The 20,807-nt window shown below is 61.1% G+C and carries 13 protein-coding genes and 3 pseudogenes; 9 read left to right on the top strand and 7 right to left on the bottom strand.

The features are described 5' to 3' along the window. A partial coding sequence (locus tag AC1DD5_RS22855) for a hypothetical protein (RefSeq protein ID WP_477522822.1) occupies positions 1-209 on the bottom strand: 209 nt, incomplete at its 3' end. Between the two features lie 261 nt (positions 210-470). Between AC1DD5_RS22855 and AC1DD5_RS22850 the strand changes: the two genes are divergently transcribed. The 4 genes and pseudogenes from AC1DD5_RS22850 to AC1DD5_RS22835 form a co-directional block, all read left to right on the top strand. After that, positions 471-2,024, top strand: coding sequence for a Re/Si-specific NAD(P)(+) transhydrogenase subunit alpha (locus tag AC1DD5_RS22850; RefSeq protein WP_477522821.1), 1,554 nt, complete (start codon positions 471-473; stop codon positions 2,022-2,024). Continuing rightward, on the top strand, positions 2,021-3,496 hold the full coding sequence (gene pntB / locus AC1DD5_RS22845; RefSeq protein WP_477522820.1) for a Re/Si-specific NAD(P)(+) transhydrogenase subunit beta: 1,476 nt from the start codon (positions 2,021-2,023) through the stop codon (positions 3,494-3,496). The genes AC1DD5_RS22850 and pntB overlap by 4 nt, the downstream gene beginning before the upstream one ends. Positions 3,497-4,001: 505 nt before the next feature. After that, the gene (locus AC1DD5_RS22840) at positions 4,002-5,138 is read left to right on the top strand and encodes a bifunctional 2-methylcitrate synthase/citrate synthase (protein WP_477522819.1); all 1,137 of its coding nucleotides are present in this window, start codon (positions 4,002-4,004) and stop codon (positions 5,136-5,138) included. Positions 5,139-5,297: 159 nt separating this feature from the next. After that, a pseudogene (locus AC1DD5_RS22835) lies at positions 5,298-5,378 on the top strand (aspartate 1-decarboxylase); the annotation flags it as partial. A 159-nt stretch (positions 5,379-5,537) separates the two neighbouring features. On the opposite strand, the gene AC1DD5_RS22830 reads toward AC1DD5_RS22835, so the two are convergent. After that, positions 5,538-7,688 (bottom strand): amylo-alpha-1,6-glucosidase, encoded by a 2,151-nt coding sequence (locus tag AC1DD5_RS22830; RefSeq protein WP_477522818.1) that lies wholly within the window; start codon positions 7,686-7,688, stop codon positions 5,538-5,540. Positions 7,689-8,114: 426 nt separating this feature from the next. Between AC1DD5_RS22830 and AC1DD5_RS22825 the strand changes: the two genes are divergently transcribed. Then, positions 8,115-8,414 carry a winged helix-turn-helix transcriptional regulator gene (locus AC1DD5_RS22825; RefSeq protein ID WP_477522817.1) on the top strand — a complete coding sequence of 100 codons (300 nt, stop codon included), beginning with the start codon at positions 8,115-8,117 and terminating at the stop codon, positions 8,412-8,414. 216 nt (positions 8,415-8,630) lie between these two features. Here the strand turns inward: AC1DD5_RS22825 and AC1DD5_RS22820 are convergent. Beyond that, positions 8,631-8,923: pseudogene (locus AC1DD5_RS22820) on the bottom strand (VOC family protein); the annotation flags it as partial. Between AC1DD5_RS22820 and AC1DD5_RS22815 the strand changes: the two are divergent. Beyond that, a pseudogene (locus AC1DD5_RS22815) lies at positions 8,915-9,223 on the top strand (2-oxo acid dehydrogenase subunit E2); the annotation flags it as partial. The pseudogenes AC1DD5_RS22820 and AC1DD5_RS22815 overlap by 9 nt on opposite strands. Before the next feature lie 1,749 nt (positions 9,224-10,972). Here AC1DD5_RS22815 and AC1DD5_RS22810 read toward each other — a convergent pair. From AC1DD5_RS22810 to AC1DD5_RS22795, 4 genes are all read right to left on the bottom strand, one after another. Next, positions 10,973-12,160: a serine hydrolase domain-containing protein gene (locus AC1DD5_RS22810; RefSeq protein WP_416416311.1), complete on the bottom strand. Its 1,188-nt coding sequence runs from the start codon at positions 12,158-12,160 to the stop codon at positions 10,973-10,975. Further along, positions 12,157-12,279: a hypothetical protein gene (locus AC1DD5_RS22805; RefSeq protein ID WP_416416312.1), complete on the bottom strand. Its 123-nt coding sequence runs from the start codon at positions 12,277-12,279 to the stop codon at positions 12,157-12,159. Before AC1DD5_RS22805 ends, AC1DD5_RS22810 begins: the two co-directional genes overlap by 4 nt. A gap of 92 nt (positions 12,280-12,371) precedes the next feature. Further along, positions 12,372-14,945 carry a BNR repeat-containing protein gene (locus tag AC1DD5_RS22800; RefSeq protein WP_477516067.1) on the bottom strand — a complete coding sequence of 858 codons (2,574 nt, stop codon included), beginning with the start codon at positions 14,943-14,945 and terminating at the stop codon, positions 12,372-12,374. Between the two features lie 1,089 nt (positions 14,946-16,034). Further along, the gene (locus AC1DD5_RS22795) at positions 16,035-16,877 is read right to left on the bottom strand and encodes a LacI family DNA-binding transcriptional regulator (protein ID WP_477516066.1); all 843 of its coding nucleotides are present in this window, start codon (positions 16,875-16,877) and stop codon (positions 16,035-16,037) included. Positions 16,878-17,238: 361 nt separating this feature from the next. Between AC1DD5_RS22795 and AC1DD5_RS22790 the strand changes: the two genes are divergently transcribed. The 3 genes from AC1DD5_RS22790 (at position 17,239) to AC1DD5_RS22780 (ending at position 20,739) form a co-directional block, all read left to right on the top strand. After that, complete coding sequence (locus tag AC1DD5_RS22790) at positions 17,239-18,489, top strand: alpha-L-fucosidase (RefSeq protein ID WP_477516065.1); 1,251 nt, start codon at positions 17,239-17,241, stop codon at positions 18,487-18,489. A 412-nt stretch (positions 18,490-18,901) separates the two neighbouring features. After that, on the top strand, positions 18,902-19,873 hold the full coding sequence (locus tag AC1DD5_RS22785; protein WP_477516064.1) for a carbohydrate ABC transporter permease: 972 nt from the start codon (positions 18,902-18,904) through the stop codon (positions 19,871-19,873). Next, entirely contained in the window at positions 19,870-20,739 is an 870-nt protein-coding gene (locus AC1DD5_RS22780) for a carbohydrate ABC transporter permease (protein WP_477516063.1), read from the top strand. Before AC1DD5_RS22785 ends, AC1DD5_RS22780 begins: the two co-directional genes overlap by 4 nt. Positions 20,740-20,807: the final 68 nt, after the last annotated feature.

The raw sequence follows: 20,807 nt of genomic DNA, 5'->3' as shown, positions 1-20,807 counted from the left end.
GCATGCTGCGCCAACCGAAGGCTCTCCTCCCAACTGCCCAGGACCTTGCCCTCCACATTGGCAAGCGTCACACTCCCACGCATATTGGTAGCGAACGTCGCCAACTTCAACCGATTCTCATCATTCAAAACCGGTGTTGACCACTTGTCGACACGAACATCCACCGCCTCCGAAGGCACGCTCAACATCTCTTCCGTCCTCGCTGACAAGACTCCACCTCGACTTAACTCATCGTGCGCAGCGCCCGAAACAACCAAGACAGCCACACAACCCAAAAACTTATGAATACGATACCATGAGGTTGGATGCGATACCACGTTCATCGACAACTACCTCCGTTCGTCCCGCACCGCACGTGGCGATCCTGTCCTGGGGCACGGGCTTCAATTCCAAGCCAAACCTCCGGGACGTTGACAGTGTCGGCTGAGGCATCAGCATTTACCGGCATCAAATCTTAGAAAGAGAAAATAGTGACACGTATTGGCATCGTGGCCGAGTTGGGTCACGAGACGAGGGTGGCGGCAACGCCCGCCACCGTGAAGCAGTTGCTGGGGTTGGGCTTCGAGGTGGTGGTCGAGAAGGGTGCCGGGGAGCGCGCGTCGTTCCGTAATGAAGCCTACGAAGAGGCCGGCGCACTGATTGTGGGTGCGGATGAGGCGTGGGGTGCCGACGTCGTGCTCCGGGTGCACCCGCCCACCGAGGAAGAAATCGGCCGTCTTACCGAGGGCGCGACGCTGATCGGCTCCCTTAGCCCGGGCCTGCGGCCGGAGCTGGTGGAGGCGTTGGCGGCGCGGCCGATCACTGCTCTGGCGTTGGATGCGGTGCCGCGGATCTCCCGGGCACAGTCAATGGACGTGCTGAGTTCGATGGCGAATATTGCCGGCTACCGGGCAGTGATTGAAGCAGCGCACGAGTTCGGCCGGTTCTTCACCGGTCAGGTCACCGCTGCGGGCAAGGTCCCGCCAGCGAAGGTCCTGGTCGCCGGTGCCGGTGTTGCCGGGCTCGCGGCGATCGGTGCGGCATCCAGCCTGGGCGCGATCGTGCGGGCGACGGATCCGCGGCCGGAGGTCGCCGATCAGGTGAAATCCATTGGCGGGGAGTACCTCAAAGTCGAGGTCGCCGAAGAGATGGAAAGCTCCGACGGGTACGCGAAGGCCACGTCAGAGGCATATAACGCTCGCGCTGCCGAAATTTACTCCGAGCAGGCAGCAGATGTGGACATCATCATCACCACCGCCCTGATCCCGGGCCGGCCCGCACCGAAGCTACTTACCGCCGAGGACGTGGCAAGCATGAAGGCTGGCAGCGTGATCGTGGACATGGCCGCCGGTCAGGGCGGGAACGTCGAAGGCTCCGTCGCCGGGGAGCGGATCGTGACCGACAACGGGGTGGTGATCCTGGGTTACACGGATCTGCCGGCCCGGCTCCCGGCCCAGGCCTCCCAGCTGTACGGGACTAACATGGTGAATCTGCTCAAGCTCCTGACCCCGGACAAGGACGGTCAGCTTCGGATTGATTTCGACGACGTGGTGCAGCGTTCGGTGACGGTGGTGCGCGACGGTGAAAAGACGTGGCCGCCGCCCCCGGTCCAGGTATCCGCCGCACCGGCGGCCACGACCCAGGCCCCAGCCGCCGAAAGCCCTGCACCAAAGAAGAAACAGGGCCTCAGCGCCGCCGGTAAGGCCGGTCTTTTTGCTGCGGGTATCGCGGTGTTGTTCGGGATCAACGCGGTGGCCCCGGCGCCGTTGCCGCAGCACTTCACGGTGCTGATGCTCTCCATCGTGGTCGGGTTCTATGTGATCGGGAAAGTCCACCACGCCCTGCACACTCCCCTGATGTCCGTGACGAACGCGATCTCCGGAATCATCGTCGTCGGGGCCCTGCTCCAGATCACCTCGGAGAACATCGTGATGCAGGTACTCGCCGCCGTCTCGGTTCTGCTGGCCAGCATTAACATTTTCGGCGGCTTCGCTGTCACCCGGCGCATGCTGGCCATGTTCTCGGCCGGGAAGGCACGTTCATGAGCGCCGTCGCCGTAACAGCAGCAACACTTACAAGGAGCTCTACCGTGACTGACACCGTCTCCGGTCCGTTGACCGCCGACTCCATCGCGGGGGCGGCCTACATCGTCGCGGCCCTGCTGTTCATCCTTAGCCTCGCCGGGCTGAGCAAGCACGAGAAAGCCCGCGCCGGGGTTATCTACGGCATCACGGGTATGGTCATCGCCCTGGCCGCGACCGTCTGGCTGACCGTCCAGGACGCCTGGGGTACCGGGCAGGCACTGACAGGCCTGGGCCTGCTCCTGGCTGCGGTAATCATCGGAGGCGCGATCGGGCTCTGGCGCGCCCGGGTCGTGGAAATGACCGGGATGCCCGAGCTCATCGCCCTGCTGCACAGCTTCGTGGGCCTCGCCGCGGTCCTGGTCGGCTGGAACGGCCACCTCCAAGCCCCGGCCCTGTCCCCGAACCTGATGGCGATCCATCACGCCGAGGTATTCATTGGCGTGTTCATCGGAGCCGTGACGTTCACCGGCTCGATCGTCGCATTCCTGAAACTCTCCGCCCGGATGAAGTCCTCACCCCTGATGCTGCCGGGCAAGAACGCGATCAACCTCGGCGCCCTCGCCGCGTTCATCGCCCTGACGGTCTGGTACGTCAACGGCTCCCAACTCTGGCTGCTCATCGTCGTCACTGTCCTTGCCCTGGGGCTGGGCTGGCACCTGGTCGCCTCGATCGGCGGCGGCGACATGCCAGTGGTCGTGTCCATGCTCAACAGCTACTCAGGCTGGGCCGCCGCCGCCGCAGGGTTCCTGCTCAACAACGACCTGCTCATCATCACCGGAGCCCTGGTCGGCTCCTCCGGCGCGTACCTGTCCTATATCATGTGCAAAGCCATGAACCGGTCCTTCATTTCCGTGATCGCCGGCGGGTTCGGCATCGCCGCACCCACCAAGACCGACGTCGGCGAGCAGGGTGAGCACCGCGAAACCACCGCCGAAGCCACCGCGGAAATGCTGACCAGCGCCTCGTCCGTCGTGATCACCCCCGGCTACGGCATGGCCGTCGCCCAAGCCCAGTACCCGGTCGCCGAACTCGCCCACCAGCTCCGCGAACGCGGCGTGAACGTCCGCTTCGGCATCCACCCCGTCGCCGGGCGGCTGCCCGGACACATGAACGTCCTCCTCGCCGAAGCAAAAGTCCCCTACGACATCGTCCTGGAAATGGACGAAATCAACGACGACCTCGGCGACACCTCCGTCGTCCTGGTCATCGGCGCAAACGACACCGTCAACCCCGCCGCAGCCGAAGACCCGGGAAGCCCCATAGCCGGCATGCCCGTCCTCCGTGTCTGGGAAGCCGAAAACGTTGTGGTCTTCAAACGCTCCATGGCCGCCGGCTACGCCGGCGTCCAGAACCCCCTGTTCTACCGCGACAATTCCCAAATGCTCTTCGGCGACGCCAAACAACGCGTCGAAGACATCCTCCGTGCCTTCTAGCGGAAATCAGGACCTTTAGGTCCCAGACGAACGAACGATTCATGATGTTCCGTTGGTTATCCAATTCAGTGACCCCAACAAGACGGGAAGAGACCATGCTGTGGCGTCGATTTAATTTCAATAGCCCTGATCAGCCTATCTTTGGGTCAGGGGCGCCTGATGAGGTGCACTACCCAAGAGCGCGGATTGAGCTAGAAGCGTTCAACATTGATGAATTCAACGCATCTCCTTGGATTGGCCTTCACTACCGACATGAGTTCGCGCCCCACCACGGCCACGAACTGTTGGACCGCGGGCAAGGACATAAGGAATGAGACGGATGCCCAGATTAGACCCGTAGGACCAGGCTTAAGTTGTAGCGCTCAATTTTGCGAAACGAATGCCGAACCGGCCTGATTTACATAGATGCCGATTTGGCTGCTCGGCATTTACTTTGGATTTAAATAGAGCCTATGTATACAGATTCCAGACATCCACTAGAACAAACACTGCAAAGGAGTTCAGCATGACTGACACCGAGATTAGAAAGGGCCTGGCCGGCGTTGTGGTGGACTTCACCGCCGTCTCAAAGGTCAACCCTGAAACGAATTCACTGTTATACCGCGGGTACCCGGTACAGCAACTCACGGCCAAATGCAGCTTCGAAGAGGTCGCCTATCTGCTCTGGAACGGTGAGCTGCCCACCCAGCAGCAACTGGCGGAGTTCACTGCACTCGAACGGGCCGGCCGGGCACTCGCCCCTACACTCCAAGCCATCATCGACGCCTTGCCCAAGAACGCCCACCCGATGGACGTGTGCCGCACCGCGGCCTCGGTGCTCGGCGCCCGCCATGAACTGGCGGAGGATTCATCTCCTGAGGCCAATATGAAGAAGGCGATTGACCTGTGGGCCGCAATGCCTGCCGTGGTGGCCTATGACCAGCGCCGCCGCCATGGGCAGGGCGCCATCGAGCCTCGTGACGACCTTGGCTACTCTGCCAATTTCCTCTGGATGACATTCGGCGAAGAACAGGTCCCGGAAGTCGTGAAGGCCTTTGACGTCTCGATGATCCTCTACGCCGAACACTCCTTCAACGCCTCCACCTTCACCGCCCGCGTCATCGCCTCGACCCTCTCCGACCTTCACTCGGCGGTCACCGGAGCCATCGGCGCGCTCAAAGGCCCGCTGCACGGCGGCGCGAACGAAGCGGTCATGTACACCTTCGACGAAATCGGCATCCGCCCCCAGGAATCCCTCGAGGAAGCAGCCGCCCGCGCGAAGGCCTGGATGGAAGACGCCCTCGCCCGGAAGACGAAGGTCATGGGCTTCGGTCACCGTGTCTACAAGCAGGGCGACTCCCGGGTGCCCATCATGAAAGCGGCCCTGGACAAGATGATCGCCCACTACGGCCGGCCCGAACTCCTGGGCCTCTACAACGGCCTGGAACAGGCCATGGACGAGGCCAAGAACATCAAACCCAACGTGGACTACCCCGCCGGCCCCGCGTACCACCTCATGGGCTTCGACACTGCGACCTTCACTCCCCTGTTTGTCGCCAGCCGTATCACCGGCTGGACGGCCCACATCATGGAACAGCAGTCGTCCAACTCCCTCATCCGCCCTCTGGGCGAATACAACGGGCACGAGGAGCGTGCCGTGTAGCTGGCAGTCCTAATTGCCTCTATATTCCAGCGGTGAGGTGTCGGATGATCACCCGGATCATCAAAATCGCAACGTTTACGGCACCTCACCGTCTGTTCGCCAAACAGCACGACGCGGCCGGCGTCTTCAAACTAGCCAGCGGCGATGTGTTTGGATCTGATGATTCGCACAATGTTCAAGTCGAAAATTCACTGGGGCACGGTCACGCATGCGGAGCTGCACTACGTTGGTTCAGCCACAGCGCCGAAAGCACCTCACAGAAGTTCCGGCAGCCAACGGAAACGGCCCTTTTATTCCCTAAATTCCATTTGGGCGAAGGCCGACGTCATCGGCCGCCTAACGGGGGCACCATTCAGGACCCGAGGGGCTTATAGGAAGGCATGACATGCCGAGGCCAGATCACCGCTGGTGTTTGACCTTCTCCACCAGGTCGGTCACCCGGGGCCGGATTCCGCGGTGGAAGATAATGCCCTCGGGCAGTCCCTGAACGGCTGTGGTCGAATCAGAGATATCAATTGTGATCCTGCCATTTGCCAGGGGGGCGTTGGTGAGATGGAGGTCGCCATACGATTTCGGGAGCACGGGATCCAACCAAACCCCGCCTTGCAAGACGTCGACGTGGTAACCCATCAAACTCTTGATCAGGTGGATTGGCGTGGTTGCCGCCCATGCCTGCGGGGAGCATGCCGTGGGGTATGGGAGGGGTTCGTCGAATTGATCGCGGCCAAAGCCGCAGAACAATTCGGGCAACCGCCCCTCGGAGTACTCCGCCGCCTCAAACAGCGCTGTGGCGATCCGCTGCGCCTGCTCGATAAAGCCGTAACGAAGGAGGCCCGCCGCGATGATCGCGTTGTCGTGGGGCCAAACTGATCCGTTGTGGTAGCTGGCAGGGTTATATGCGCCCATGTTGCTGGCCAACGTTCGCACGCCCCAGCCGCTGAACATTTCGCGGGACATCAGCCGGTCAGCCACCAGCGCGGCCTTGTCGTTGTCAACGATCCCAAACATAAGGCATTGCCCCATGTTGGAAGCACATGCGTCAACCGGCCGTTTGTCGCGGTCCAAGGCGATGGCGTAGTAACCGCGGTGAGGAAGCCAGAACTGTTCGTTGAACTGCTTCTTCAGCCGCGCCCCGAGCTCCCGGTACTCGGCCGCAAGGTCCAAGTCTCCGGCTTCGTGAGCTATCCACGACCGGCCCAGATAGGCGCCATAGACGTACGCCTGCACCTCACATAAAGCGATAGGTGGCTGAGCTATGCGGCCATCGGCGAAGTTGATGCCGTCCCACGAGTCCTTCCATCCCTGATTGATCAGGCCGTGATCATTGAGCCGTGAATATTCGACAAAACCGTCGCCGTCCTTGTCCCCGTAGTGGCGGATCCAGTCCAGCGCCCGGTCGACATGTGGCAGAAGGCCGGCAATGGTTTCTGATGCGAATCCCCAGCGGCTGACCTCGCCGAACAGGGCCACAAAAAGCGGTGTCGCATCGACGCTGCCGAAGTAGGTGGGTTTCCCGCCCAATGCCAGCCCGGTGGATACGCCAAACCTGACCTCGTGGAGGATTTTGCCCGGCTCCTCCTCGCTCATTTCATCCGTCACGTGGCCCTGACGGTCGGCCAATGTCTGGATGGTGCCGAAGGCCAGGGATGGGTCAACGGGCAGTGCCATAAGGGACGCCCAGAGCGAGTCCCGGCCAAACAAAGTCATGAACCATGGGGCACCAGCAGCCACTACGATCCGGTTGGGGTGGTCAGGATCCTGAATGCGCAGAGCGCCCAAGTCGTCGTAGCTGCGCCTGAGTGTCCGTTCGATTGACGGGTTGCCGATGTGTAGTACGGGGATCTTGGATACCCACTCCTGGCGGCGCCGGTCACGAGGAGACATTTCGCCTTCATCCGGCCGAATAAAACGTGCGGCGGAGCCGGTTCCGCCGGCGAAGGCTGTGACGCTTAACACGGTACTCCACTGTCCATGCGGGGGAACACTGAATCGGTAGACAAGCTCCTCGGAGGTTATGTCGGCCCCGTCGGCGGCCACCACAACACCCTTCTGAACGTCCTGCCATACGGCCCTGATGATTAGCGACTCACCCGCTACTTCACGCGACTTTTCCCAGCGCCGCTGGATGCGTGCCTCTTTCACCTCGAAGAGGTCCGCGAAGTCCGCCTCTATGTGAAGGGTAAGAACACATTCGGCGCTGGACGGCGAGTAGTTTCGGACAATAATCTGTTCCAGGATGCCGGCACCGACCTCGCGGAGGCGTTCGACGATCAGTGGGCTGTCCGCGTATCCATCTGGGCGTGGGACCCGCCCGATAAACAAAGCACGGTAGGGTTCCTTCGTCTTCGCCCCCAGCGGCTCCAGCGGGGCGCCGTTGATGAGCACATGCCAGCCGGACAGGATTCGGGTGTCCTCGACGAAAACCCCGTGTGGAAACTGGGGTTGAATATCGCCGTTGGCCGCTGAAATACAGAACGAGGTGCCTTCCACTAGAGTGACCGAACCAGGCCCGGACGGCCCTGCAGCAGTGTCAACATTCCACCCAGCCATCACGGACCCTTCACGGGATAAATAAAACCAAACGGCACACCACAGCGGATTCCCTGCGAACCCCCTATCTGATAAGACGCTACGCCCTTCGGCTCATCGGCACCAGCGCCCCAAGACAGAAGCGGCTTTCTGCGCGGTGGTGGCATTAAGCGCCGGTGTCGCGCGGCGTTCGCCTCGCTGGCGGGGGTGAGCCCATACCCGCGTCCTCCGGGACACGTTCGGGCACTGACTGAACCGGGGCGGAGACAGGTCCCTGAATAGTCCGTGCACATATCGACGAACGACCGGCGGGGTGACGAATGATGTGATCAAATCTTTGGTCCTCGACATCGTCAAACTTTAGAACAGGCCGCCACCAGGAGCGCGTTCCACGAACCCACGCAAGCGGGATGGGCTGGTTCACCGACGGAGCCTGAAAAACTTGAGATGTCAGCCCTCAACCAACTTTTTTGGATCCTGCGCTCTGATGGTCGAGCCTCGATAACTGAAATATCCCAGAAGCTGGGAATCAGCCCTCCGCGCGCGAAAGCCGCATTAAGCATCCTGGCCCAGGATCGGATCGTTGTCCGGCTCGAAATCGCCCGTACATTCTCGCCTTGGCCGGTAAACGTTTGGTACTTCCTCCGCGTACCAGCCACGCAAGTGGAGGCAGTTGGGGGGGCTGGTTGGTCGGTCTCGGAGAAGTGCGTCTGGTCGTCACCACAGGCGGGCTGTATTCGATTGTGATCTCGGTCTGGCTTCGCCGTCTTGAGGACATGACCATTCTCGAACGGCAACTGGGTGAAAAGTTGCCCATGGTGGAGATCATGGACCGTTCAGTCGTCCTGTGTCCGGCTGGATCCCTATGGCCGCCGGATTATGTAAGAGCCCGGACGTGCGAATGCCTCGTCCAACGCGAGTTGGACGAGGCATTCGCACGTTGATTATTCCCTGCGAGCCCGGCTACTGCTCCTGCTGTGCTCCTGCAATATTGACCAGCCAGGCGATGCCGAACTTGTCCACACACATCCCGAAGGTGTCGCCCCACGGTGCGCTTTCAAGTGGCATGGTGACGGCACCGCCGTCGTCCAGTTTGTCCCTGTAGCCACGAAGTTCGCCTTCATCCTCGGGCTGACCGCTGAGCAAGACCGAGATGTTGTTGCCGGGGTTGTAGTCCATTCCATTGGGCGTGTCGGCAGCCGTCAAGGTCAGACCGTGGGTGTCACCAGCATCGCGTGCATGACCTTCTCCGCTTCACCGCAAGGGCAGGGAAGACCCAGCCTGCCGAAATGCAGGGTGGAACGCTGACCATCACCAATATTGGAGCGCTCGGCAGCCTCACCGGAACGCCCATTCTCAACCCTGGTGAAGTGGCAATTGTGGCCTTTGGAACTATCAAGCAAAAGCCCTGGGTGCTGGACGGCAAAGTGATTCCGCGCTGGATCACCACTCTGGGCGGCTCGTTCGACCACCGCGTGGTGGACGGCTACCTGTCGGCCCGCTTTATGGTCGACGTCGCCGCCATCCTCGAGGAGCCGACGCTTCTACTGGACTAGCCCTTGTGTCCCAGGCCGCTGAACGTTTCTAGGGAAAACGGCCTCTTATAGCGGGCCCGGACCCCGAAACTGAGAACCTGGAGCATGGCGAGGAGATTCGTCGAGTTACGGCACACCTCAACCTGACGTCAGGCATGTGGCTAAGGTTCGTTAGAAAAGGATCCGAATCCTCTCTCGATGATAGTTGTCCAGGGAACTCTTAAGACGCACCCTGACACCCGTGACCCATACGGCAGTGCGACATATGGGCCCATCTCGGCAAATGGCCGGCTTCGACGTGCTCAGCCGTTGATCGCTTGAGCTGCCAATGCTCCCGAGGCACCGTCCGCGACTAGTGATCTGCACTGCGACCGCTCGCCCTGTTGATTCCAAGTGCCGCACCGACGACATGGCTGCGCCTAACCCGAAAACACTCGGCGGACCGAAGCGACGGAAACTCCCATGTCGGAGCAGCCCTGTAGATGATGCGCTTCCGGATCGGCGTCATGTCGTTATGGCCCCAAAATGCGATGAGTTGTTGTAGGGCGAAAAAGGGACAACGAATGACTGCAATTGGTGGCAATAAAGGAGATTTAAGTGTGGACAATGTCCACACCCTCTTTGGCCTGACAAAGCAGGCCAGCCAACTCTCCGCACTTTCAGGAACGAGCCGACTCCAGCGTCATTGACGAAGGATCTCGAAGTCATGTTGCGCTCAGTCCTCTTACCCATGAAGGGGTGTAGGACAACCACGACCTACCTGACCAACCAAGAAAGGAGACGTATAACCCCAGTTCAGAGCAAGCGGAGGGCCCACAAGCTAAGTCCCTGAACCCGCTCCCCCACAATCAAACAGGCGACCCGCGGCGCCAGGCACACCCCGCGGCCAGTGTCAGAGGGACCTGACCAACGTGAATGTACACACGTTAAGGCAAAAACCCCCTCTACCGAGGGGGTATGCCGTGCCCGAGGTGGGACTCGAAGGCGATTCCGGGCCTCGGGAACACTGGGAAGTGGCGGAAACATGCGGAATACGGCCCAGTCCGATGACTGTACGGGCCAATCCGGGGCGGAAAGTGTGGACATTGTTCACACTTCTTTTTTGCTCGATCGCCACCAAAGAAGCGGGACCCAACGCTGCTCTGCATGCTCGGACCGGCGCCAGCAAATAGGAGCTGCCACATCTGCAGATCGTCCGGCTGAATCTCACCCTTTCAGCCCGCTTAGAGCCTCCTGCCGGGATCAGGCTGCGGCCTCCAGGGCACGACACACACCGATCGGTCAAACAACCCAAAATCCGGCAACACTCCGCCCGGCAGAACGCTGAACCATCCAACACGATGGCAGCACCTCCTTCATTGTTAACATGGCGGAGAAGACCACGAGCATCATGACAAGACCTTTCAACCGGCCCAACGACAGAACATCGGTTATCGGCATTCTAAGCACGGGAGTAGAAGTGGATGCGAGAACTCCCGTCCCATGAATAGCCTTGCATCCCAGTTGAACAACGGGAGGGTGCCGAGCTGGGATCTTCTCCTCAGAGGAATACCGCCGCCACTTGAACAACCCGACGAAGTGGACCATCCGGATGCAGCCTAACTTCCTGAACTTCGTCCCGCCCTGTCTGTCTGCCCCTCCAGTCCGCACGCCTCGGCAGCTGCGGCGTGCTGGCCACGGCCCGGATGAACCTCAACGGCGAAAATTCTTTCGTCCAGCAGTCCCGCCCTGTCTTCTAGTCGATGGTGGGGACATGGATTCCGGATGTTCCTACGCGCGAGCCAAATCGGCGAGCGGCTCAGCCCAGCTCATGCGCGGGTCCGGTCGCGAGTCGTCCGACCACATTCCGGTGCACGTGTATGCAACGGCCATGCTCGAGTCGGGATGAGCAAACGCGATAACTCCGCCTGCCCCTGGGTGCCCGAAAGTTCCACCGGATGCGAATCGGCCGCTCGGGAATTGCGAGCCCAACCAGAAGCCCAGCCCGAACTCGGCAAGCTTCTGTTTGGGCACGGCGGCCAGCGGAGGAACGGGCCCCAAGTTTAAGGTGCGTGGTCGCGTCATGAAGTCAAGCGTCGTCGGGGAGAGCAGCCGAATGGAGTCGATCTCACCGATGGTGGCGGCGTAGATTTTTGCGACCGACCGTGCACTCGCGATTCCGCCGGCACCGCCGAACTCCATCTGGTGCCCCTCGGCGGTGTTGAGGAACTCCATCATGTCGGGAATCGACTGCACCTGCTCGAGCAGCTCGCGGACGACTGGATCAGACAGATCCACTCCGTGTTGTGACCACAGTTCGCCAGGTTTGACGGGTGGCTCATGGTTTAATCTGCTGCGATGCGTGACGTCTTTCTCACGGTCCGCCGGCAGGCCCCCGATCCAGAAGTCGACTCCTAGTGGCCCGGCGATGCGCTCAGCGAAGAGGTCGCCCGCTGTCTTGCCCGTAACCCGGCGGATTACCTCGCCGTTGAGATAACCAAATGTAAATGGGTGGTACCACGACGCGGTTCCCGGTGCCCATAGGGGTTCGGCGGTGGCGAGCGTCTCAATGCAGAGAGCCCAATTCGGCAGGTCGCGGCTTTGGATCCTCGCTTCAGAGGGAAAGAAGGGAAGACCAGCCGCATGACTGAGGAAGTGGGCAACCGTGGTCTGATCCTTGCGGCGAACTCCGAACTCCGGCCACACAGAAGATACTCGCGTATCGGGGTCAAGCTGGCCTTCTTCGAACAGCAAGGCCGCGATGATTGCCAGCATGCCTTTGGTCGTGGACCACAACACGAAGAGGGAGTCTCCGTCTATAGCGATGTCCGTTTCCGGGTCGGAGCCTGCCCACAGATCGACAACCACGCTCCCCGCTTGATAGACGCAGAGTTGAGCGCCGCCGGGATCCGCTGAATGTCCGCGCTGGAACGCATCGGCGACTAGCTCGAAGCCTGGAGCAACGTAACCGTGAATCATGGAATGAGCTCCTCTGCTCGCAGACGTGTCCCCAGTTCTTTGGGCAAATCAGAGCCGTCGAGCGCCGCCGAGGTGGGGAAGCGGATGTCGAGCGTATCGAACCGCGAGATTGTGGTCACAGTAATTCTCCTAGGTATAGGTGCGCGGTCAAATAGCCGCGCGAAGAACGGCCTCGCCGCCAGACAAAGGCCGTTCTCCGAGGGATTTACGGCTAGTGGAGCAGGATTACCTGCAGGGTGCTTCCTCCTGTCGGGTAGGTGCCCCCGGCCCGTGGCTGGTCATCGTTGCCTGGCAACGTCTCCCAGCGCAGTATGTACTGCCCTCCCGCTGTTGCGCCGGCGAGGTCACTCTCGAGTTTGACCTCTAGCCCCGGGAACGTCCCACTCACGGACGTTACAGAGGCGGGCAGGGGCTGTGAGGGTACTTGGGCAATCCGATTGAGCGACGAGTCGATGATGATGGACTGCCGGCCGCTGGTGCCGTTGCAGAAGAAGTCAACGCTGATGTCGCCGTTGGACAGGACACGGGAACCCTGCATCGAGACCTGGAAGTTGAGACTCCCGCCACCCCCGAAGCTCCATCGTCCGGTCCAGTTGGTGATCTGGTTGATCTGCCACGTGCCGGAGGCAGTCGGACGCGCGGCGTACACCTGCGACCGGCCCTGAGCATCGTACTTGTGGTACGAGATAAGAACCTTGCCGTCGGCGTCGAAGCCGATCCGCGCGTTTCCGTTCAGCAGTCCACCATGGTCGGGGACCGGATCGATCACGTCACCTTGGCCATACTTGAGCGGCGTCGTCAAGGGCGTTCCGTCGTTCGTGACCCAGTTCACGAGGTCCTGGCTCTTCGCGTACGTCAGCATGCTGTTCGTCGCCGCGTCACCACTGTCACGCCACACCCAGATCATGTGGAACCAGCCGTCGGGTCCCTTCGTCGGACCTTGGAAGTACGAACTCCACGTTCCTGAAGGGTTGCTCGCCGACCCATTGCCGTCGAAAATCGGCTCAGAGACGATGTGCGACCACGAGCTGGTCGACTCGTTATACACATTGAAGTACGTCACGCCATCGCCGGACCCACCGTCGCGGTAGTCAAAGACAAGGCTTCCGTCGGACCGGTTGACGAACTCGGGATAGGTAACCGAATCCTCCGCGGCGGCGCTCACCATGTTGTTGACTTTCACCAACGTGCTGATGTCGCCGGGGGTCGTGGTGCGGAAGTAGACCAACGGAACGTTGTGCATGTTGCCGGACACATGAAGGTTTCCACTGCGGTCGAGTCCCATCGAGACGTAGTTGTGGCTATCCCACCCGAGCGTCGACGGGAGTGTCTTGTAGACCCATGCGCCGCCACTCGTGTGCTTTGCGACAGTCATGCCGCGGTTCACGTCGTAGTAGGCGACGTACTGGTCGTTTCCGTTGGTGAGAACTCGCTGCGTCACTTGCATTCCGGCCCAGGTCGATCCAACCGTGCTTGTCGAAACGACAGTCAGGTTGGGATCGGGGTAGGTATAGCTTTCTCCACCGGGTGCGCAGTTGAGTGCTCCGGGGGGCGAAGCAGCCGGGCTCGTCGTCGAAAGGCTAAAGGTCTGCGCTCGCAGGTTTCCACTGTTGGAATACAACCCCGCACGGCCCCCCGTGACATTCGGGTCAACGACAGCGGCGGTGTAGGTCTGGTCCGCAAGTGTGACTCCCGATGCCACATTGACTACCTGGGACCGAAATGAGTTACCTGTGCGTGTCAGCGTGAGATCAAGTTGCGTGCCGTACGAGGCAACGATTGTGCCGCTGGCGAGCACGCTGGCCGTCGAGCTGTTGGACATCTTCAGCAACTGCCAGCGCCCGTTCGTGCCCGTTCCAGAACCGGTCGTGACCCGGAGCACGTAGTAGTTCAGGCTGGTGGCACTCGTGCCCTGAAGGTTTCCCACGACGCCCACCCACTCGGATCCTCCCGGGGTTCCTGTCGTGACGATATTGGTCCGCGCAGAGACAGTGTAGTCATCGCCGAGGGCGAGGGGGTTGTAGGTGGCGACAGCGTTGCTGGTCGAGCTGCTTGCCAATGCGGCACCGCTCGCGATACTCCAGGCGCCGCGATCTGATGTCCACGAACTCCCGAGGGCTCCGTCAACGCGCTCAAAGTCGTCCGCCGCGGGGACCGTCGTCGACAGACCCCAAGTCTGTGCTCTCAGGTTTCCGCTGTTGGAATACAGCCCAGCACGGCCTCCGGTGACATTCGGATCAGCCGTGGTGTACGTCTGATCAGCGAGGGTGGCTCCCGACCCTGCGTTGAGTACTTGCGACCGCAAGGAGTTGCCCGTGCGAGTCAGGGTCAGGTCAAGTTGCGTGCCGTACGCGGCGACGATGGTGCCGCTGGCGAGCAGGCCGGTGCTAGTGCTGTTGGTCATTTTCAGCAACTGCCAGCGCCCGTTTGTGCCGGTTCCAGAACCAGTCGTCACCCGCAGCAGGTAGTAGTTCAGGTTCGAGGCAGTGGCGCCTTGAACGTTGCCGGCAACACCTGCCCACTCCGATCCCGTTGGGGTTCCCGTTGTCACGATGTTGATCCGCGCGGAGACGGCGTAGTCGACGGCGATGGGCAGGGGGTTGTAGGTGGTTACGGCGTTGCTCGTCGCGCTGGTTGCCAGGGCGGCACCGCTTGCGATGCTCCAGGTGCCGCGGTCCGACGTCCACGAGCTCCCGAGGGCTCCGTCGGCGCGTTCGAAGTCGTCCGTCCCCGGGTTAGTCGCTGCTGCTGCACTGAATGGACTCGCTAGCGCGAGAGCAGTCATGATCAACGCCGGAACGAGGAGTCTTGCGACAGCTCTTTTCGGTCTTGAGGGTGAGTACATCATTGTCTCTTCCTTTCGTTGGGTTCTGACCACACCGCGCTTCCAATCGACTAGGGAAGTGAAGCCTCGCTTGGTTGGTCATTGGGAAGCGCGAGTATGCGCTGCAGGTAGCTGTTTCCGAACGTCGAACATGGTCGGAAAAGTGCTGGGGCCGCAAAAATCGGTTCGCGCCCGACCAGTTTGATCCGGACGTTTTCCAAATCGCTGACCGCCGCGAGGGGTCATGATGACAACCGAAGCTCGACAACAGGATCGTCTTCGCTGGCCGAATGCACCGTTGCATGTCCTATCGACGAGGAGCTAGAGTTGCCCCGGAATCACCACTGCGAAACGTTACGCTCACATCATTCGCAGGTCAACCCTTTGTTTGCCACGGAAATGACCCTGATGAGCGACAAGTGCGCGTAGAAGGCGAATCGTTTCAGCATCGATCAACAGAGTGGGCCCGTCTCAGCGTGTCGATTGGTCCCGCTGGATCGACGAGTGGGTCGCTCTATTTGAAGGGCCCGAAGTACCGGCACGGACCCGGGCGGCAGCGCCAGGGCATCGTCAGTCCTGCCAGGCGGTGCCGATCTTCCCGGAGACAGCTGAGTCGGCAAGTCGACATGCCTCTGCGGCGTCCCTAGGTGGGTGGGAAGCCATGGGTGACGATGCCGGCAGGGTGTAGCCCCCACCTGTCGAGTCATTCCAGCGATCTGTCATGTTCACTGTTGAGGTCACCCACGATCGACTTCCGCACCATCGATTTATGGCGCAGACGACGTACCTCCCCCGAGCGACTCCAAGCTGGGCAGACCCGCCATAGGACAAAACGTTATGACATGCCTTACGAAGCGTGAAGATAGTTCCTCCTTTGCGGAGCTAAGCCTTTGCGCTCTACGAAGACGCGGATTCGCACCAAGTGATGGATCAGGCGGGATCCCCACGCAGTTGATTTGCGCTGCGTAGCGCTCTACTCTAAGTGAAACGTTTCGCCTTACAGTTCACTCAAGGAGTCTCATGTCTGTTCATAAAGATTGGGCCAGGGGTTCAGTCGGTCAGCCGCCTAACCGACGCACCGATCTGCAGGTGCCCCGGAAGCTCCAGAACTACGCGGCTCCTCGACGCGTCCGGATTGTCCAGCCGGGCATTCATTATGCGAGCGGCCTCGGTTGCGATCTGTTCGACGGGCTGCACGTAGACCGTCAGTTTCGGGCGCGTTACCTGGGCGAGCTCCACGGAGTCGAAACCAACGAGGGAGATATCGCGCCCGAGGCGGAGCCCGGAGTCGTTCAGGGCGGTCACGGCGCCGACCGTCAGGTCGTAGTTCCCTGCGAACACCGCAGTCGGGCGCTGGTCTGCCGCGAGCAATCGCATCATCGCCGCATATCCGGAGTCCACGTTGAGAGGGGCGCGTTGGATATGGTCCTCGGCGATTGTAATGCCGGCAGCGCGAGCCGCTGCCAGGAAGCCGTCAAGCCGGCCCTGCAGGCTCCACATTCCTTCTTCGCCCACCAGGGCGCCGAGGGTTCGGTGGCCGTGGTCAATCAGGTGCTGCGTTGCAACCTTCCCCGCCTGCACGTTGTCAAGGGTGACGGAGTCCGCGTCAAGGCCGCTTGGGCACCAGTCCACGGTGACGACAGGGATGCCAATCGAGACCGCGGTCTCGAGCGCCGAGGAGTCCGCCAACGCGGGAACGCCGATGATGCCGTCAACCCTTCTGCTGAGAAGCAGCTCGACTGCATTGACGCTGGACGGAGTTCCGTCCTGCTCGTTGGAGGTCAGGAGCACTCCGATGCCCTGACTGCGCAGGTACTTTTCGATTCCGACGACGATCTCGAGGTGGAAGGGAACCTGGAAAGAGGGCAGCAACACGCCGACGGTTCGAGTCACGCCGCGTCTCAGGCTGCTGGCGAACGCGTTAGGTCGATAGTTCAGTTCCGCGGCCGCCGACTCAATCACTTCTCGGTTCGAGGAAAGAACGTTTCGCCCGTTGTAGTACTTCGAAATCGTCGCCAACGACAAACCGGTCAGTCGCTGGATGTCCTTGTAAGTTGCGGGAGATCTGCTGCTTGTCGACAATTTCAATCCTTCATATCGCGAGTTATGGGCACCGTTCGCGCTCATAACGATGCTATCCCGAGTCTACCCATGATCCGCGAACCTTTAGTCGTTTCGCCCTGTCGCAGAACTATGACCACTTACCAGGCAGTCGCCAAGCAGCGTCTCGCCAAACCACGCCAAGGAGAGAGTAATGACCAATAGTCCCACCCTGCCCGAATGGGCCAGACAGTCCACCCTGGGCATTTTCATCCACTGGGGGCCGTACTCGGTTCCTGCATGGGCCGAGCCGACTGGCGCATGGGGCGCTGTACCCGAAGAGAAATGGTTCTCCCACAACGCGTACGCCGAGTGGTACGCGAACACATCCCGGATCGCGGGATCGCCGGCGGCGCTACACCACGCCGCTGAGTACGGAGACAACACGTACGACGCCTTCCTTGATCAATGGAACCCCAACCAGTTCGATCCGTCCGAATGGGCCCGGCTGTTTCATCTAGCCGGCGCGGACTACGTCATCCCCGTCACGAAGCATCACGACGGGGTGACCCTGTGGGACGCCCCCGGCGCCGGCAGACTGTCCACGGTCGCTCGGGGACCCAAGCTCGATCTCCTCGAACCCCTCGCTCAAGCAGTGCGCAATGAGGGAATGCGATTCGGGGTCTACTACTCGGGCGGGCTTGACTGGGCCTTCACGGACTTCCCTCCTATTGAATCGATGTCCGATGTCACTGAGTACCGCCCCAACGGCGCGGAGTACGCCGAATACGCAACCGCACACGTCCGTGACCTGATTGACCGCTACAAACCTGCAGTGATCTGGAACGACATCGAATGGCCGGACGCGGGTAAGGCTGACGGCTCTCTCGTGCAACTGCTGGAGTACTACAAGAGTGTGGTGCCTGATGGCATCGTCAATGACCGATGGGGCGCACCAGTGTGGGACTACCGAACCAGCGAGTACTCGCACGATACCCAGAACGAGCGCGGGGTCGGCTGGGAGCATAACCGCGGGCTCGGGTTTTCGTTCGGTTACAACCGCACAGAGGATGAATCCTTGACGCTCTCTGTACGCGAGCTTGCGCGTCTGTACGCCGACGTAGTTTCGCGCGGCGGCCGTCTCCTGCTGAACATCGGGCCCGAGGCCAGTGGGCGGATTCCCGACGTCCAGCGCCGGACCCTCGAAGGGTTCGGCGAATGGAGTCAGAATCTGAAGCCCTACACGCTCGACAGGTCACCGATTGAGCCCGGCACTGTAACCATCACCGGCAGCGACTGGTGGGTTGCGTGGCGCCACCGCGACTCCATCGTCGTGGTGGCGGACAACCCCCTCTCCATTGTTCGCACGGATGAGGGCCTCAACGCGGTCATCGTCGGGCTGCCAGCGGCTGAGGATGCAGCATTGAACCCGAAAGCAAAGCGTTTCTCACCCGCGGACCGGTGAGGGAGAACGAAATCTAGCAAGAATCGAGACATTCAACTCCGGAGGTTTTTACCCCGACGGAGCGAAACGATTCATCCTACAGAATCACCGATGTCGCACAGCAATCACAAGGGAGTGAAAATGCACCAGAACCAGGTTCAGCGGGGGGCACGCACGCCCCCCTCAATCAGTGCCTTCATAGGCGTGACTGCGCTCTCCCTCGCCGGCTGCACCATCTCACCCGCACCTTCGGCGTCCGGACGGGAAGCCCGAGGATGGGGCCGTCATACTTGTCACACGAAACGATTCGCTATAGAATTTGCAACAGCCCGAGCACCACAAAGGAGTGAAGTGTGAATCACAGTTCCCTGCCGAGCGATTTCACGGCGGAGATGACTCGGCCGCCGCATATCTCGAAGAAGAGAGGCGCTTCATGGCGTTGACGAAGGAAAGACCCCTAGCAGCCGAACGTGCCTCCGTCGCAGGTCGGCCCCCGAGCCCGCGGCGGACCACGCGTCCTCAATTCCGCATCACCGTGTGGCTGGCGCTGCTCCCGCTGATCGCCGTATTGGGAGCATTCGCTTACTTCCCGGCCCTCTCCTCCATCTTCTGGTCATTCTTCAACTGGGTGCCCGCTGGCGTCTCCACCTTCCTCGGGGGCGCCAACTATGCACGCATGATGAGCGACGACACCTGGTGGCGCTCGTTCGGCAACCTCGGCATCATCTTCGTGTTTAACCTCGCGTCGTGGATCCTACCGCTGCTTGCCGCAGAGCTGCTCGTCACCCTCAAGAGCGACCGATGGCAGTACGTGATCCGCACGCTGCTCATCATCCCGATGGCCTTCCCCGGCGTCGTGACCGCGCTCATCTGGGGCTTCTTCTACGACCCGAACGCCGGGCTGTTCAACCAGTTCCTTCGTGCGATCGGCCTGAAGGCGTTCGAACAGAACTGGACGGGCTCGCCCAGCACGGCGCTCGTCGCGCTCCTCCTCGTCGGCTTCCCGTTCATCGCCGGGCTGCCGTTCCTCATCTTCTACCAGAGCCTGCAGAACATCCCGAAAGAGGTGCTCGAGGCCGCCCAGCTCGACGGCGTCGGCCGCTGGGCACGACTCTGGCGGATCGACCTGCCGCTCATGGTGAGCCAGATCCGTATCCTATTCTTCCTGGTCGTCGTGGCTACGCTGCAGTACGGCTTCGTCGCCTTCGTGCTCACCTCGGGAGGGCCCGACAACGCGACCATGGTCCCGGTGCTCTACATCATCAACCAGGCGTTCAGCGCCGGGGACTGGGGCTACGCGGCCACTCTCTCCACCACGCTGTTCGCGATCACCCTCGCCCTCAGCCTGTTCTCGCTCTTCATCGGGCGACGCAGCGCGGGCGCAAACGACGGAGGTGAAATGTGAGCACCGTTACCACACGGCTCGCTCAGCAGCAGCCAGGGAAGATCCGCAACCGGTCCCACCTGCAGGTAGGCATCAAGGCGGTACTGATCCTGCTGGTCGTGGTCAGCCTCGCGCCCTACGTCTTTATGGTCATCACGTCGGGCAAGACGAACCAGCAGTTCGCGGACAGCTTCTGGGCGCCGGTCTTCCCGTTCCACTTCGAGAACTACGCCGTGGCGTGGAACCAGATCGCGCCGTACCTCGGCAACACCTTCTACGTGGCCATCGCCTCGATCATCCTGATCGCGGCCATCGGCTCCGTGGCCGGGTTCGTGCTCTCGCGATTCCGATTCCGTGGACGCGGTGTGGTGTACGCGCTCGTGCTCGCGCTCATGGCGGTGCCCGGCATCGTCAACCTGATCCCGCTGTTCATCATGATGAAGGACTTCGGCATCCTGAACACCTACGTGGTGCTCGTCGTGCCCTACGTCGCGGGCGGTGTCATCCTCGGCACGGTCATCATGCGCAACTTCATCGAGTCGATCCCGCAGTCGATCTATGACGCTGCCCGCATCGACGGGGCGTCGAACTTCCGCCTGTACCGCTCGATCACCCTTCCGCTGTCGCTGCCCGTGCTCGGCTCGATCGCGCTGATCACGCTCAGCACGGTGTGGAACGACTTCTTCTGGCCACTTCTCGTGATCACCGACGACAGCCTGCGCACTATGTCGGTGGGGTTGCAGTTCTTCCAGGGCCAGAACGCCATCGAATACGGACCACTGATGGCCGGATATTTCCTCGCCAGCCTGCCGCTCGTCATCCTGTTCACCTTCCTGTCCAAATACTTCCTCGCGGGGGTACAGGGCGGCCTCCCCGGCGCGCACTAGGGCGCCGACCCCGAATTTCCGAGACGAACTCTGTCTCCTTCCGAAAGCACTGAATCGCACGACAACGC

It is taken from the genome of Paenarthrobacter sp. 10L420 (genome assembly GCF_056395385.1).
The sequence above is the reverse complement of the archived record's forward strand: the minus strand, read 5'-3'. Positions and strand labels throughout refer to the sequence as shown.

Coding starts and splice junctions, on each gene's coding strand:
- pntB (WP_477522820.1), top strand. CDS start 2,021: ATGAGCGCCGTCGCCGTAACAGCAGCAACACTTACAAGGAGCTCTACC.
- AC1DD5_RS22840 (WP_477522819.1), top strand. CDS start 4,002: ATGACTGACACCGAGATTAGAAAGGGCCTGGCCGGCGTTGTGGTGGAC.
- AC1DD5_RS22830 (WP_477522818.1), bottom strand. CDS start 7,688: ATGGCTGGGTGGAATGTTGACACTGCTGCAGGGCCGTCCGGGCCTGGT.
- AC1DD5_RS22825 (WP_477522817.1), top strand. CDS start 8,115: ATGTCAGCCCTCAACCAACTTTTTTGGATCCTGCGCTCTGATGGTCGA.
- AC1DD5_RS22810 (WP_416416311.1), bottom strand. CDS start 12,160: ATGATTCACGGTTACGTTGCTCCAGGCTTCGAGCTAGTCGCCGATGCG.
- AC1DD5_RS22800 (WP_477516067.1), bottom strand. CDS start 14,945: ATGACTGCTCTCGCGCTAGCGAGTCCATTCAGTGCAGCAGCAGCGACT.
- AC1DD5_RS22790 (WP_477516065.1), top strand. CDS start 17,239: ATGACCAATAGTCCCACCCTGCCCGAATGGGCCAGACAGTCCACCCTG.
- AC1DD5_RS22785 (WP_477516064.1), top strand. CDS start 18,902: ATGGCGTTGACGAAGGAAAGACCCCTAGCAGCCGAACGTGCCTCCGTC.